Genomic DNA, 14,760 nt, shown 5'->3' on the forward strand with positions numbered 1-14,760 from the left:
GTGGAGGCCGAAGCCGCCGGTTATTTCTTGGCGGGTGGTGCCTGCGCCGGTGCCGGTGCGGCTTCCTGGCTCGATGCTGCTGCAGCTGCGGCCGCCAGCGGATCGTCACTCGCAACCGCGGGCGCCGTTCCAGCGGGGGCAGGCTGCACCGGGCCGGTCAGTGACGAAGCCGGAGCCGCGCCGCTCGTCTGCGCCGTTTTCGACAGCGAGGTGTCGATCGTCGAGCCGCTGCGACCAACCGAGGCCATCGCCGCCAGCACGATCGACAGCGCGACAAACGCCGTCGCAAGGACCGTCGTCGCACGGGTCATGAAATCCGCCGCACCGCGCGCCGAAAGCAGGCCCGCGGGGCTGCCGCCGACGCCCAGACCGCCACCTTCCGACTTCTGCATCAATATGACGCCGATCATCACCGCAGCGACGAGCGCCTGCAGGACGAGGATGAAGGTGAAGAGACTGGACATCATATTTTCCCGAACTTGCGCGACCTCAAACGGACCGCGCCCGCGGCGCACATAGAGACGAAGCGGCTTCGCTTCAACCCATACGTCGCCTCAGAAATAATCCGTCGCCCCCGCGAAGGCGGGGGCCGCCATCGGCCTTGAGCAAGGTTGCCAGCGGCCCCGCCTTCGCGGGGGCGACGAATAATGGTCAACCCGGGATTGTCGCCGCCGCCGCGACGATCGGCACGAACTTGGCCGCAGTCAGGCTCGCCCCACCAACCAGCGCGCCATCAACGTCGCCGGCATCGAGCAGTTCGGCGGCGTTCTCGCCATTGACCGACCCGCCGTAAAGAATGCGCATATCACCCGCCGCACCGCCGAACCGCGCCGCGAGCGCGCCGCGGATCGCGCCGTGCATCGCCGCGACATCGGCGACCGTCGGCACAAGCCCGGTCCCGATCGCCCAGATCGGTTCATAAGCGATGGCCAGCCGGTGCGGATCGAAGCTTTCCGGCACCGATCCAGCGATCTGCGCGAGGACATAGTCGATCGCGCCGCCCGATTCGCGGACCTCGCGCGGTTCGCCGACGCACAGGATCACCGACAGGCCGGCGGCAAGGCCGGCTTCGGCCTTGCCGCGCACATCGGCGTCGCTCTCGGCAAAACCTTCGCGGCGCTCGCTGTGCCCGACGATCACGACGCTCGCGCCGATGTCGGCGAGCATCGCCGCGGCGACCGATCCGGTGAAGGCGCCCGATGTGGCGCTATGGCAATCCTGTCCGCCGACCGCCTTGCCCGGCGCCGCGGCGACCAGCGCGCCGATCAGCGTGAAGGGCGGGCAGATCGCTACATCGACGACGGCATGCTCGTCCGCCGCGGCGAAGATCGCCTGCGCTTCGCCGATTGCCGCCGAAAGCCCGTTCATCTTCCAGTTGCCGACCACATATTTGCGCCGCGTCATTTGTCTGCGTCTCCCTCTATTCGAACCTTGCCCTCGCCCTAGCGGCGCATAGGCGCGATAGGCAAGCCGCGTCGCGCACAGGCGATAAAGCCCCTTTCCGGCCTTGATGCGGCCCCGCCTCCCGCCTAAAGCAGCGCGCAATCGCGCGTGACCCGCGCCCTGCCGGAAAGAATGCCCGCTCCATGATTACCGCTATCCGCGCCATGTTTGCCTCGACGATCGGCAAATTCCTTGCCCTCGGCTTCGTCGTCCTCGTCGGCCTCGCCTTCGCGCTGGGCGATGTGACGGGCAATTCGAGTTTCGGCGGGCTCGGCGGCGCCAACGTCGCCAAGGTCGGCAGCGAACAGATCGGCGTCGGCGAACTGCGCGACCGGGCGCGTCAGGCTTATGACCAGGCGCGCCAGCGCCAGCCTGGGTTGACGATGGCAGCGTTCGTCGAAGGCGGCGGGCTCGACCAGGTGCTCGATCAACTCGTCGAAGGCAGCGCGTTCGACCAGTTCGCAACCGGCATGGGGTTCAGCGTCAGCAAGCGGCTGATCGACGGCCGCATCGCCGATCTGCCCGCCTTTGCCGGCGTGTCGGGCAAGTTCGACCAGAAGGTCTTCGAGAATTTCCTGCGCCAGAACGGCCTCACCGAAACCCAGCTTCGCCGCGACCTGCGCCAGCAGCTCCTGATCGAACAGCTCGCCGCACCGATCGCCATGATGCCGCGGATCGCGCCCGGCATGGCGCAGCCCTATGCCGCGCTTTTGATGGAACAGCGGCGCGGGCAAGCGACCTTCATTCCGGCGAGCCCCTTCGCGCCGACCGCCGATCCCGGCGACGCCGCGCTGAAGACGTTCCTGTCGCAGAACACCGCCAAGTTCACCGTCCCCGAACGCCGCGTGGTCCAGTACGCGCTGTTCGATCGCGCCGCGGTGCCGGTTCCCGCGGTCACCGACGCCGAAATCGCCAAGGTCTATAAGGACAATGCCGCGCAATATACCGCGAGCGAGACGCGCCGCTTTGCGCAGGTGATCGTGCCCGATCAGGCGGCGGCGACCGCGCTGGCCGCCAAGGTTCGCGGCGGCACCCCGCTCGCTGCCGCGGCGCAGGCGGCGGGCCTCTCGGCTTCGACCACCGGCGACCTCACCCAGTCGGCCTATGCCGCAACGAGCAGCGCCGCGGCGGCCAAGGCTGCCTTCGCCGCCAAGCCCGGCGACCTGATCGGCCCGACGCAGACCGGCCTCGGCTGGACCGTCGCGCGCGTCGAGGATGTGACCGCGAAGCCCGCGCGCAGCCTCGCCGACGCCAGCGCCGAGATTCGCACCGAGCTTGCCAAGAACAAGGCGAACGAGGCGATCGTCGATTATTATAACGCGATCCAGGATGCCGTGAACGGCGGCGCGTCGGTCGAGGAAATCGCCGCCGACCGCAAGCTTCAGCTGGTCGAAACGCCCGCGATCCTGCCCAGCGGCCGCGCCCCCGCCCAGCCCGCTTTCGTCCCCGCGCCCGAACTGGCGCCGCTCGTCGCGCAGGCTTTCCAGGCCGCCGGCGAAGGTGAAGGCCATATCGCGACGCTCGTCGAGAACGAGAAATTCGCGGTCTATGCGGTGAAGTCGATCACCGCCGCCGCGCCGCCGCCGTTCGCGCAGATCCGCGCCGACCTGCTCAGCGAATGGCGTTTTGCCGAGGGGCAGAAGGTTGCCCGCGGCAAGGCGCGCGCGATCGTCAAGGCGGTCGAAGCCGGCAAGAGCCTGAACGAAGCCGTCGTCGCCGCCGGCCCCAACATCGGCAATGTCCAGACGATCGGTGGTCGCCGTGCCGAACTCGGTGCTGGCGGCAAGCCCGTTCCGCCCGAACTCGCGCTGCTCTTCTCGATGGCGAAGAACAGCGTCAAGACGCTCGAAATCCCCGGCAACCGCGGCTGGATGGTGATCGCGCTCAACGACGTTCAGCGGCCCGATCCGAAGTCGATCGAACCCGCACGCGTCGCCGCGATCGCGCAGCCGCTCGCACCCGCCTTCGGCAACGAGCTGATCGAGCAGCTCGCCGCCGAAGCCAAGCGCCGCGTCGGCGTGACGATTAACAAGGATCTCGTGAACCAGCTGCGTGCCGAGCTGACCGGCACCGCGCCGGTCTCCGAATAAGGGTGAGTCTCGAGGGAAGAGCCGCCGCGCTCGAAGCGCTGGCGCAGGGCCGCGGCGCGGTCGTCTGGCAGCGGCTGATCGCCGACATCGAAACGCCGGTTTCGGCGGCGCTCAAGCTGATCGAGCCGGGGCGCGGCGACTGGGTACTCGAATCGGTCGAGAGCGGCGAGACGCGCGGGCGCTACAGCCTGCTCGGCCTCGACCCCGACCTGATGTTCGAGGTCACCGGCGACGCGGCGCGGATCAACCGCGACTGGCGCCGTGACCGCGATGCGTTCCAGCCGCTGGAAACTCCGGCGCTCCAGGCGCTGCGCGACCTCGTCGCCGAATGCCGCTTCGACGTGCCCGACAGGCTGCCCAAGGCGCTCGCGACGCTTGTCGGCTTCTTCGCCTATGAAACGATCGGCCTCGTCGAGCGCATCCCGCGCGCGCCGGGGCCGGGTCTCGGCTTGCCCGACATGGTCTTCGTGCGCCCGACGACGATCCTCGTGTTCGATCGCCTCGCCGACGAACTCTTCCTGATCGCGCCGATCTGGCCCGACGACGGTGCGCCGATCGACCGGATGATCGAGGCGGCGCAGGACCGGCTCGACACCATCGCCGCGCGGCTGTCGAGCGTCAGCGCGCACACCGACCGCGCGTCGACCGACGCGCTGCCGACCGATATCGCCGCGAACCCCGCGACCACGCCTGCGCATTTTGCCAAAATGGTCGCGACCGCGAAGGACTATATCGCCGCGGGCGATATCTTTCAGGTCGTGCTGTCGCAGCGTTTCTCGACGCCGTTCGACCTGCCGCCCTTCGATCTCTATCGCGCGCTCCGCCGGATCAACCCCTCGCCCTTCCTCTATTTCCTCGACCTGCCCGGCTTCGCGCTGATCGGTTCGTCGCCCGAGATTCTCGTGCGAGTGAGGGACGGCGAAATCACCATCCGCCCGATCGCGGGCACCCGCCCGCGCGGACGCACCAGCGCCGAGGACGCCGAGAACCGCGAGAGTCTGCTCGCCGACCCCAAGGAACGCGCCGAGCATCTGATGCTGCTCGACCTCGGCCGCAACGATGTCGGCCGCGCCGCGATCGGCGGGACCGTCACCGTAACCGACAGCTACACCGTCGAATTCTACAGCCACGTCATGCACATCGTCTCGAACGTCATCGGCCGCATCGCGCCCGACAAGGACGCGATCGACGCGCTGTTCGCGGGTTTTCCCGCGGGCACCGTCAGCGGCGCGCCCAAGGTCCGCGCGTGCCAGATCATCGCCGAACTCGAGGCCGATGCACGCGGGCCTTACGCGGGCGGCGTCGGTTATTTCGCGCCCGACGGCAATATGGACAGCTGCATCGTGCTGCGCACCGCAATCGTCAAGGACGGCGAAATGCATGTGCAGGCGGGAGCAGGCATCGTCGCCGACAGCGATCCCGCCTATGAACAGCGCGAGTGCGAGGCGAAGGCGGGTGCGCTGTTCGCGGCGGCGCGCGAGGCGGTGAAGCTGGCGGGTACGCCGGGGTACGGGCAATAGCTTGACGGGTGCCGAGCGGACGCTAGCGTCCGGCCATGCATAAATATCTTGCCCCGCTCGCCCTGCTGCTCGTCGGCCCTGTCCCCGCTCACGCCCAGGCCGTCGAGGGTGCTGTCGAAGGCGATGCAATTCTCAAGGATTTCGCCTTCGCCAACGGCGAAAAGCTGCCCGAGCTCAAGATCCATTATACGACGCTCGGCACGCCGCAGCGCGATGCCAAGGGCGATGTCACCAACGCCGTGATGATCCTCCACGGCACCGGCGGCACAGGAAAGCAATTCTTCCAGCCGCAGTTCGCAAGCGAGCTTTTCGGCCCCGGCCAGCCGCTCGACACGACGAAATATTACGTCATCCTGCCCGACAATATCGGCCACGGCGGCTCGTCGAAGCCGAGCGACGGGATGCGCATGAAATTCCCGCGCTACGACTATAATGATATGGTCAGCGCCCAGCACCGGATGCTCACCGAAAAGCTCGGCGTGAAAAAGCTGAAGCTCATCCTCGGCACCTCGATGGGCTGCATGCACGGCTTTGTTTGGGGCGAGACCTGGCCCGATTTTGCCGAAAAGCTCGCGCCCTTCGCGTGCCTGCCCGTCGAGATCGCGGGCCAGAACCGCATGTGGCGCACGCTGTCGATCGACGCGATCAAGGCCGATCCGCTGTGGAAGGACGGCAATTACACCGATCCGCCCGCAGCGGGCCTGCGCACCGCGGCCTCGCTCAGCATGATCGCGGGCGCCAATCCCTACGCGCTGCAGGCGCAATATCCGACGCGCGAAGCGGCCGAGAAATACAAGGATGAGGCGTTCGCCCGCACCTATGGCCGCAACGATGCGAACGATACGATCTATCAGCTCGACAGTTCGCGGACCTACAACCCCTGGCCGAACCTCGAAAAGATCAAGGTGCCGGTACTCTGGATCAATTCGGCCGACGATTTCATCAACCCACCCGCCTATGGCATCACCGAAAAGGCGGCCGCGCGGCTGAAGACGACGAAGTTCATCCTGATCGCGGCAACCCCCGAAACCAAGGGCCACAGCACCCACACCTGGGCGAAATTCTGGAAGGACGATCTGGCGAAACTGATGGCCCAATAGGTCCCTTTTTTCCGTCATCCCCGCGAAGGCGGGGATCCCGCTATTGATGCGCGGACGAAGCCGGGAAGGAAGCGGGATTCCCGCCTTCGCGGGAATGACGAAGGAAGAGTTGAACCGTCAAAAGCTTCTTGTTCTTTCCCCACCGCTCCAAAATCGTTACGGCCCGACCCATGATCCTCGTCATCGACAATTATGACAGCTTCACCTTCAACCTCGTTCACTATCTGATCGAGTTGGGGGTCGACGTGCGCGTCGAACGCAACGACGCGCTGACCGCGTCGCAAGCGCTCGCCACCGGCGCCGACGCGATCCTGATATCGCCCGGTCCCTGCACGCCGAACGAAGCGGGAATCAGCCTCGACCTCGTCGCGGCCTGTGCCGAAGCGCGTCGCCCGCTGCTCGGCGTGTGCCTCGGCCACCAAGCGATCGGCCAGCATTTCGGCGGCACCGTCCAGCGCGGCCATTTGATGCACGGCAAGACCTCGCCTGTCTGTCACGACAACAGCGGGCTCTACGCGGGCCTGCCCTCGCCGTTTCAGGCCACACGCTACCACAGCCTCGAGGTCGTCGACATTCCCACAAGCCTCGTGATCAACGCGACCAGCGACGACGGCGCGGTCATGGGCTTCCGCCATGTCGACCTCCCGATCCACGGCGTCCAGTTCCACCCCGAAAGCATCGCGACCGAACATGGCCATGCGATGCTCGCCAATTTCCTGAAAATTGCGGGGTTGCCGGTCGGCGAACGGAAAGCCGCATGAGCCGTTTCGGTCCGTTTCCCGATCCCGCCGGGCTGCTCGAACATGACGAGGCAGCCGATGCCTTTGCGACGATGCTCGACGGCGGTGCCAGCGACGAGAATATTGTCGAATTCCTCACCGCGCTCTCCGACCGCGGCGAAACGATGGTCGAAATCGCCGCCGCCGCGCAGGCGATGCGCGACCGGCTGATTCCGATCGATGCTCCTGCCGGCGCGATCGACGTCTGCGGCACCGGCGGTGACGGCCATCATACGCTCAACGTCTCGACTGCCGTGTCGATCGTCGTAGCGGCGTGCGAGGTTCCGGTCGCAAAGCACGGAAATCGTGCGGCTTCCTCAAAGTCGGGCGCGGCCGATACGCTGGAGGCGCTCGGGCTCGATATGGAGCGCGCCGACAGGCAGGCCGAGGAACAGCTCGCCGACCTCGGCATCTGCTTCCTCTTTGCCGGAACGCGGCATCCGGCGATGAAGCGCATCATGCCGATCCGCAAGGCGATCGGACGCCGGACGATCTTCAACCTGATGGGGCCCCTCGCCAATCCCGCGCGCGTCACGCGCCAGCTCGTCGGCATTGCACGCCCCGCCTATGTCCCCGTCTATGCCGAGGCGCTGCACCGGCTCGGCACCGCGCATTCACGCGTTATTTCGGGCGACGAGGGGCTCGACGAACTCTCGCTCGCGGGCGGCAACGAGGTCGCGGTGGTCTTGCCCGAGGGCGTGCGCATGCAGCGCAGCGTGGCCGCCGATGCGGGACTTCCGACGCGTTCGCTCGCCGAAATCCGCGGCGGCGACGCCGAATATAATGCCAAGGCGCTGCGCCGCCTGCTCGAAGGCGAGCCCGGCGCCTATCGCGACGCGGTGCTTTATAACGCCGCCGAAGCGCTCATCGTCGCGGGTGTGGCCGACACACAGCTCGAAGGCGTCGAGGAAGCCGCCGAGGCGATCGACAAAGGTCTTGCCAACGCGCTGCTCAATTGCTGGATCGCCTATAAATGAACAAGCTGACCCAAATTCTTGCTACCAAGGCCGACGAAGTCGCCGAGCGCCGCGCCGCGCGCTCCTTGGCCGACCTCGATGCGATCGACGCAGGCCCGGTGCGCGGCTTCGCCGCCGCATTGCAGGCAAAGATCGATGCGGGCGACTTCGGCCTAATCGCCGAAGTGAAGAAGGCTTCGCCTTCCAAGGGACTGATAAGGGAGGATTTTGACCCTGCCAATCATGCGCGCGCGTATGTGGCGGGTGGGGCGGCGTGCCTCTCCGTCCTCACCGACGCCCCTTATTTTCAGGGACATGAGGATTATCTGATCGCAGCGCGCGCTGCCTGTCCGCTCCCCGCGCTCCGCAAGGATTTTATGGTCGATCCCTGGCAGGTCGCCGAAGCGCGCGCGATCGGCGCCGACGCGATCCTGATCATCGTCGCCGCGCTCGACGACGGCGCGATGCGCGAGATCGAGGCCGCAGCGATCGAGCGCGGGATGGACGTGCTCGTCGAGGTGCATGACGAGGCCGAACTCGACCGCGCGCTGGCCCGGCTCCAGTCGCGACTGATCGGCGTCAACAACCGCGATCTCCGTACCTTCGAAACCGACCTCGCCGTTACCGAACGCCTTGCAAAGCTGGTCCCGCCGGGCACCCTGCTCGTCGGCGAAAGCGGCATCGCGAGCCATGCCGACTGCGAAAGATTGGCGGAGAGCGGCGTCCGTGCCTTCCTCGTTGGCGAAAGCCTGATGCGCCAGGATGACGTCACGGCGGCAACGCGCCAGCTGCTCACGGGCGCCGCGGCGTGACGCGGCCGACGCACCTCGACGAAAGCGGGGCTGCGTCGATGGTCGATGTCGGCGCTAAACCGGCGACGCAGCGTCGCGCGGTCGCCGGTGGGCGGATCACCATGTCGCCGTCCGCGCTCGACGCAATCCGCAGCGGCAATGCGCCGAAGGGCGACATACTCTCGACCGCACGCATCGCCGGGATCATGGCCGCAAAACGCACCGCCGACCTCATCCCGCTTTGCCATCCGCTCGCGTTGACCAAGGTCGGCATCGATTTCGCGTGGGAAGACAGCGGCATATCGGTCATTGCTACCGCGCAGACGACGGGCCAGACCGGGGTCGAGATGGAAGCGCTCACCGCGGCGTCGGTCGCGCTGCTCACGCTCTACGACATGGCAAAGGCGCTCGACCGCGCGATGATCGTCGGCGACATCCGCCTGCTCGAAAAGAGCGGCGGGCGCTCGGGCGACTGGCGCGCCGAATGAGCGGGCTGCTTCCCGTCGAGGAAGCGCAGGCCCGGCTGCTCGCGCTGCGCGCACCACTCACCAGCGAAAATATCGCCTTTTCCGAATCGCTTGGCCGTTATCTTTCAAGCGATGTCATCGCTGTGCGCGACCAGCCCGCCGCGCCGCTGTCGGCGATGGACGGCTATGCGATCCGTTTCGACGATCTGCCCGGGCCATGGTCGGTCATCGGCGAGGCGGCCGCCGGGGCCGCACCCGACCGCATTGTGAAAGCCGGCGAGGCGATGCGGATTTTCACCGGCGCGATGCTTCCTGACGGCGCCGACACGGTGATCGTCCAGGAAGACGTCACCCGCGACGGCGCGCGGCTAACCCTGAGGGGCGATGGTCCCGGCACGCGCGGCCGCCACATTCGCGCGCGCGCCGCCGATTTCGCCGCGGGCGATTGCCTGCTGCCGGCGGGCACGCGCCTGACCCCGGGCGCCATCGCCGCGGCGGCGATGAGCGGTGCCGGCCAGCTTGCCGTCGGCCGCCGTCCGCGCGTCGCGATCCTCACCACCGGCGACGAACTCGTCCAGCCGGGACACCCGCTCGCCCCCGGCCAGATTCCCGACAGCAACGGCGCGATGCTCGCCGCGATGCTCGTCGGCGAGGTTGCCGAAACGATCCTGCCGCACCATCTCCGCGACGACCGCGCGACACTTGCAAAAATTCTCAAGGAGTTGGCGCGGCGTCACGACGTCATCGTCACCGTCGGCGGCGCCTCGGTCGGCGATCACGACCATGTCCGCGGCGCTCTCGAAGACGCCGGCGGCCAGCTCGATTTCTGGAAAATCGCGATGCGCCCGGGCAAACCACTGATCGCCGGCACGATCGGCGATGCGATCCTGCTCGGCTTGCCCGGCAATCCGTCGTCGGCCTATGTCACCGCGACATTGTTCCTTCTCCCGCTCGTCCGCCACCTTGCCGGCGCGCGCGATCCTTTTCCCGCCGTGCACCGGGCGCCGCTCGCCGCGGCGCTGGCCGAGGGTGGGACGCGCCGCGACTATCTTCGCGCGCGACTCGAGGGCGGGCAGCTCACTCCGCGCTTCGGGCAGGAAAGCGGGCTCACGCTGCCGCTTGCATCGGCCAATGCCTTGTTGATCCGCGACATTGGCGCGGCGGCGCGCGCGGCAGGCGACATGGCGGACTATATCGTCATCGCTTGACAAGTTCCGCTTTGTTCCACTATCGTTCTCAATATGTCCGGAACTGGCATCATGGAGAACGACCGATGTTGACCGCAAAGCAGCATGAGCTGCTCCACTTCATCCAGGAACGTCTCGACACGAGCGGCATCTCGCCCTCGTTCGAGGAGATGAAGGAGGCGCTGGGCCTGAAGTCGAAATCGGGCATACATCGCCTGATAAGCGCCTTGGAAGAAAGGGGCTTTCTCCGCCGCCTGCCCAACCGTGCACGCGCGCTGGAAGTGCTCAAGGTGCCCGAGGCCGCGAAAGCCACGACGCCGGGACGTGAAAATGTCGTCCCGCTCCGCAAGGCGCCCCCGGCACTCAAGCCGATCGCGGCCAACGACATCATCGAGGTTCCGCTGCACGGCAAGATCGCAGCCGGCGTCCCGATCGAGGCGTTCGAGGATCACAACAATCTCGCTGTTCCCGCCGCGTTGCTCGGTTCGGGCGAACATTATGCGCTCGAAGTGTCGGGCGACTCGATGGTCGAGGCGGGCATTTTCGACGGCGATTATGCGCTGATCCAGAAAGCCAGTACCGCGCGCGAAGGCGATATCGTCGTCGCGCTGGTCGACGGGCAGGATGCGACGCTCAAATATTTCCGCCGCGAAGGGCAGATGATCCGCCTCGACCCGGCGAACGCTGCCTATGAACCGCAGCGCTACCCCGCCGACCGCGTCATCGTGCAGGGGCGCCTGTCGGGATTGCTTCGTCGTTACCACTAAGCTGCTGCGGCAAGCGCCAAGGATGCCCGTCGCCCGCTTTGAGCGTGGCGACGGCTTCGGGCTTTTCGCCCAGATAGAGCGCCAGCCCGCCGCTTGTCGCGAGGCTGTCGCGATCGATCGTCATCCAGCGCCCCGCGCACTCGTGCGGTAACCAGCGGTCGCTGATCACGACGTCGGCGGCGGCGCAGGCCGCCGCCATTTCCGCACCCTCGATCCGGTCGCGGCCACGCGAGGCGAGGATGATGCGCCGCGCAGCGCCCTCGCCTTGGCTCCAGCGGCAGAAATCGCGATTGCACTCGACATGATCGAGTTCGGTGAGGGCGGCGAGCGGAGCATCGACCCCGGCGGCCTCGGCCATGCTGTCGCGCACATAGTCGCCCGCCTTGTCGCGGAGCAGCGCGTAGCTGCCATCGGGCATCGCGGCGGCGATATGGCGGCCGTCGCCGGTGACAAGCAGGTCGGGGCGCGGCTGGACAAGCAGCGCCGCCATGCCGATCGCCAGCGGCACCGCGCCGATGCGGCGCCACCCTGTCTTCCAAAGCAGCAACCAAAGCCCTCCGAATACCGCCAAGGCAAAACCCCAGCGCGGAAAGCTCGGCATCATGGCGACCGCACCCGGCGCATCGGCAACACCGTGCGCCAGCCCGATCAGTGCGAGCAGAGCCTGTTCGGTAATCCACCAGAAGGGCGCGCCGAGCCCCACGCTGTCGAACAGCAAGGCGAGCGCCTCGGCGGGCATGATGACAAAGGTTGTCAGCGGTATCGCGACCACATTGGCGAGCGCGCCGTACAGCCCCGCCTTGTGGAAATGGAACAGCGCGATCGGCGCGAGCGCGATTTCGACGACAAGGCCGGTAAGGAGCAATCCCGCCACGCCGCGTCCCAAGCGGATCACCATTGCCTCATCCCGCCGGGCGAGGAAGGCGTGCATCGGCCGACTTTCATGCAGCGCAATGATCGCGGTGACCGCTGCAAAGCTCAGCTGGAAGCTTGGCCCGGCGAGCGACTCGGGGCGCCAGATCAATACGATCAACGCGCCCGCGGCCACCAGCCGCAGCGTCAGCGCCTCACGGCCCATAAGAAAAGCGATGAGCACGAGCAGCGCGGCGATGAACGAGCGCAGGGTCGGTACCTCGGCCCCGGCGAGCAACGTATACCCGCCGCCGGCGAGCGCCCCGGCCGCTGCCGCGAGGGGCAGGACATAGCCCGCCAGTGCGAGCCTCTGGCTGAGCGCGAGGAGCCGCATCGTGAGCAACATCGCAAAACCGACCACGGCGGTCACATGCAACCCGCTGATCGACAGGAGATGCGCCAGCCCGCTGCGGCGCATCGCCTCCTCGTCCGCTTCGCTGATAGCGCCGCGATCGCCTGTCACCAGCGCCGCAGCAATGCCTCCTGGAGACCCGTCGACCTGCCCGTGGATATGCGCGCTGAGCCGCGCGCGCAGCGGCGGGGTTACGGCGCCTTTCGCCGGTACGCGCGAAACTTCGCCCAGCACTGTCCCGACGGCCCCGATCCGGTCGAACCAAGCTCGCTGCGCAAAATCATATCCGCCCGGCAGGCTCGCGGTCGGTGGCGGCATCAGACGCGCCCTGACCCCGATCGTTTCGCCGTCGGTAAGCGTCGCCGCCTGTTCGCTGCGCAACGTCAGTCGCACGCGCGGTGGCAAGTCGGGACGGTTCTGTGGCAAGGCGAGAATGCGAATTTGGCCCTTGGCGGGCAGCGGCTCGGCGCGCTCGACGATCGCGGAAAATTCGGTCACCACCGGTCCCGCCAGAACCGGCGCCGCGACCCAAACGGCGCGTGTCCAGATGAGCAGCACGCCCGCCGCCATGACGCTGCATCCCACGACAACAACCCGTCCGAGGCGGCCTTGCCAGCCGATCAGCAGCCCCCCGCACAAGCCGCCCGCGAGCAAGAGCAACAACCCGATCCAGTGCGCCTTGGCGGGTAGCGCAAACCAGGCAGCAATACCGGCGCCGAGCGCGACCGGCAGCCAGAGCCCGATCCGCTCGCGCTCCGCCTCCAGCCGCGTTTCGAGCGCGTCACCCGCGCCGCGCCGGATACTTGTCCAGCGTGCGGCAATGGGCGTTTGAAGCTGCCTTGTCGCCATGCTAGGGGCTCCCCCGATCCCCGCCCAGAATGGCGGCAAATTGAGTGAAAGAGGCCATGGTGGCAACCGAAAACCAAACCAAAGTGGCAGAAGCGAATCCCGAGGCAAGCGGCGCCGACGTGGTGACGCGCTTTGCCCCCTCGCCGACCGGTTTCCTGCACATCGGCGGCGCGCGTACCGCCTTGTTCAACTGGCTGTTCGCGCGGCATCATGGCGGGAAATTCCTGCTGCGGATCGAAGATACCGACCGTGCACGTTCGACCGACGCGGCGATCGATGCGATCCTCGACGGAATGCAGTGGCTCGACCTCGACTGGGATGGCGAGACCGTGTTCCAGTTCGCGCGCGCGCCGCGCCATGCCGAAGTTGCGGCGGAACTGCTCGCGAAAGGCGAAGCCTATCGCTGCTACCTGACGCAGGACGAACTCGCCGCGATGCGCGCCGAGGCGCAGGAAAAGCGCCTGCCCTTCCGCGTCCGCAGCCAGTGGCGTGATCGGAACGACGGCGATCCGTCGGTGCCGCATGTCATCCGCCTGCGCGCGCCGCAGGATGGCGCGGCAACCATCGCCGACAAGGTTCAGGGCGATGTCACCGTCCAGAACGCCGAACTCGACGATTTTGTCCTGCTGCGCAGCGATGGAACCCCGACTTATATGCTCAGCGTCGTCGTCGACGATAATGATATGGGCGTGACGCACGTCATTCGCGGCGACGACCATCTCAACAACGCGTTCCGCCAACTCGCGCTGATCCGGTCGATGAACTGGCGCGAGCCGGTCTATGCGCATGTTCCGCTTATTCACGGCGCCGACGGCGCGAAGCTGTCGAAACGCCATGGGGCGCTCGGGGTCGACGCGTATCGCGATGAAATGGGCTATCTGCCCGAAGCGGTGAACAATTACCTCCTCCGCCTCGGCTGGGGACATGGCGACAATGAAATCATCAGCCGCGCGCAGGCGACCGAATGGTTCGACCTCGCGCATGTCGGCCGCTCGCCGTCGCGTTTCGATTTCAAAAAGCTCGAGAATCTAAACGGCCATTATCTCCGTGAGGCTGGCGATGCCCGGCTCGCCGATCTGGTGGCGCCGCGGGTCGAAAAACTGGTCGGCCGCGCGCTGGACGGCGCCGATCGCGAACTGCTGACGCGCGCAATGGAGTCGCTGAAACCCCGCGCCAAGACGCTCGACGAAATCGCCGATGGCGCAATTTTCCTGTTCCAGCCCGACCCGTTGCCGGTGGACGAAAAGGCGGCCGAGGTGCTAAGGGCCTCGCCCGAAGGCCTGCTTGCCGCAGTGACAGAGCGGCTGCGCGGGCTGAACGACTGGACGATAGAAGAGCTGGATGCGGCCGTGCGCGCCGAAGCCGAAGCCGCCGAACTGGGGCTCGGAAAACTCGCGCAACCCCTACGCGCTGCACTAACCGGCCGAACCATTTCCCCAGGAATTTTCGACGTGCTGCTGTTGCTCGGACGAGATGTCAGTCTGGCCCGACTTGACGCAGCGCAACATTATCCGGCAGGGGCGTAGCCACTCTCTCTCCCCGCTGTC

Annotated in this window: 13 protein-coding genes; 10 read left to right on the forward strand and 3 right to left on the reverse strand. The window is 66.9% G+C overall.

Annotated elements, in window-relative coordinates; all coding sequences use genetic code 11:
- Nucleotides 1–20: 20 nt before the first annotated feature.
- Complete coding sequence (secG, locus tag J2X38_RS10020; protein ID WP_310253658.1) at nucleotides 21–467, reverse strand: preprotein translocase subunit SecG; 447 nt, start codon at nucleotides 465–467, stop codon at nucleotides 21–23.
- Between the two features lie 184 nt (nucleotides 468–651).
- Nucleotides 652–1,404: a triose-phosphate isomerase gene (gene tpiA / locus J2X38_RS10025; RefSeq protein WP_310253661.1), complete on the reverse strand. Its 753-nt coding sequence runs from the start codon at nucleotides 1,402–1,404 to the stop codon at nucleotides 652–654.
- Nucleotides 1,405–1,586: 182 nt separating this feature from the next.
- Here tpiA and J2X38_RS10030 point away from each other — a divergent pair, with 182 nt between their 5' ends.
- The 9 genes from J2X38_RS10030 (at nucleotide 1,587) to lexA (ending at nucleotide 11,100) form a co-directional block, all read left to right on the forward strand.
- Nucleotides 1,587–3,533 (forward strand): SurA N-terminal domain-containing protein, encoded by a 1,947-nt coding sequence (locus J2X38_RS10030; protein WP_310253664.1) that lies wholly within the window; start codon nucleotides 1,587–1,589, stop codon nucleotides 3,531–3,533.
- Nucleotides 3,534–3,535: 2 nt separating this feature from the next.
- Nucleotides 3,536–5,053 (forward strand): chorismate-binding protein, encoded by a 1,518-nt coding sequence (locus J2X38_RS10035; protein ID WP_310253667.1) that lies wholly within the window; start codon nucleotides 3,536–3,538, stop codon nucleotides 5,051–5,053.
- Nucleotides 5,054–5,088: 35 nt separating this feature from the next.
- Nucleotides 5,089–6,153, forward strand: coding sequence for an alpha/beta fold hydrolase (locus J2X38_RS10040; RefSeq protein ID WP_310253669.1), 1,065 nt, complete (start codon nucleotides 5,089–5,091; stop codon nucleotides 6,151–6,153).
- Between the two features lie 170 nt (nucleotides 6,154–6,323).
- Complete coding sequence (locus J2X38_RS10045; RefSeq protein WP_310253671.1) at nucleotides 6,324–6,914, forward strand: aminodeoxychorismate/anthranilate synthase component II; 591 nt, start codon at nucleotides 6,324–6,326, stop codon at nucleotides 6,912–6,914.
- The gene (trpD, locus tag J2X38_RS10050; RefSeq protein WP_310253673.1) at nucleotides 6,911–7,909 is read left to right on the forward strand and encodes an anthranilate phosphoribosyltransferase; all 999 of its coding nucleotides are present in this window, start codon (nucleotides 6,911–6,913) and stop codon (nucleotides 7,907–7,909) included. The genes J2X38_RS10045 and trpD overlap by 4 nt, the downstream gene beginning before the upstream one ends.
- Complete coding sequence (gene trpC / locus J2X38_RS10055; RefSeq protein WP_310253675.1) at nucleotides 7,906–8,700, forward strand: indole-3-glycerol phosphate synthase TrpC; 795 nt, start codon at nucleotides 7,906–7,908, stop codon at nucleotides 8,698–8,700. Before trpD ends, trpC begins: the two co-directional genes overlap by 4 nt.
- Nucleotides 8,697–9,167: a cyclic pyranopterin monophosphate synthase MoaC gene (gene moaC, locus J2X38_RS10060; RefSeq protein WP_310253677.1), complete on the forward strand. Its 471-nt coding sequence runs from the start codon at nucleotides 8,697–8,699 to the stop codon at nucleotides 9,165–9,167. Before trpC ends, moaC begins: the two co-directional genes overlap by 4 nt.
- Entirely contained in the window at nucleotides 9,164–10,354 is a 1,191-nt protein-coding gene (glp, locus tag J2X38_RS10065) for a gephyrin-like molybdotransferase Glp (protein WP_310253679.1), read from the forward strand. Before moaC ends, glp begins: the two co-directional genes overlap by 4 nt.
- Before the next feature lie 65 nt (nucleotides 10,355–10,419).
- A complete protein-coding gene (lexA, locus tag J2X38_RS10070) occupies nucleotides 10,420–11,100 on the forward strand; it encodes a transcriptional repressor LexA (RefSeq protein WP_310253681.1) in 681 nt (226 codons plus the stop codon).
- On the opposite strand, the gene J2X38_RS10075 is transcribed toward lexA, so the two are convergent.
- Entirely contained in the window at nucleotides 11,054–13,213 is a 2,160-nt protein-coding gene (locus J2X38_RS10075) for a ComEC/Rec2 family competence protein (RefSeq protein ID WP_310253684.1), read from the reverse strand. The genes lexA and J2X38_RS10075 overlap by 47 nt on opposite strands.
- A gap of 56 nt (nucleotides 13,214–13,269) precedes the next feature.
- On the opposite strand from J2X38_RS10075, the gene gltX reads away from it, so the two are divergent.
- Nucleotides 13,270–14,739, forward strand: a complete 1,470-nt coding sequence (gene gltX / locus J2X38_RS10080) for a glutamate--tRNA ligase (protein ID WP_405053450.1) — start codon at nucleotides 13,270–13,272, stop codon at nucleotides 14,737–14,739.
- The last annotated feature ends 21 nt before the right edge of the window (nucleotides 14,740–14,760 follow it).

Origin of the sequence: Sphingopyxis sp. BE235 (assembly GCF_031457175.1) — a bacterium.
Lineage (GTDB): Bacteria > Pseudomonadota > Alphaproteobacteria > Sphingomonadales > Sphingomonadaceae > Sphingopyxis.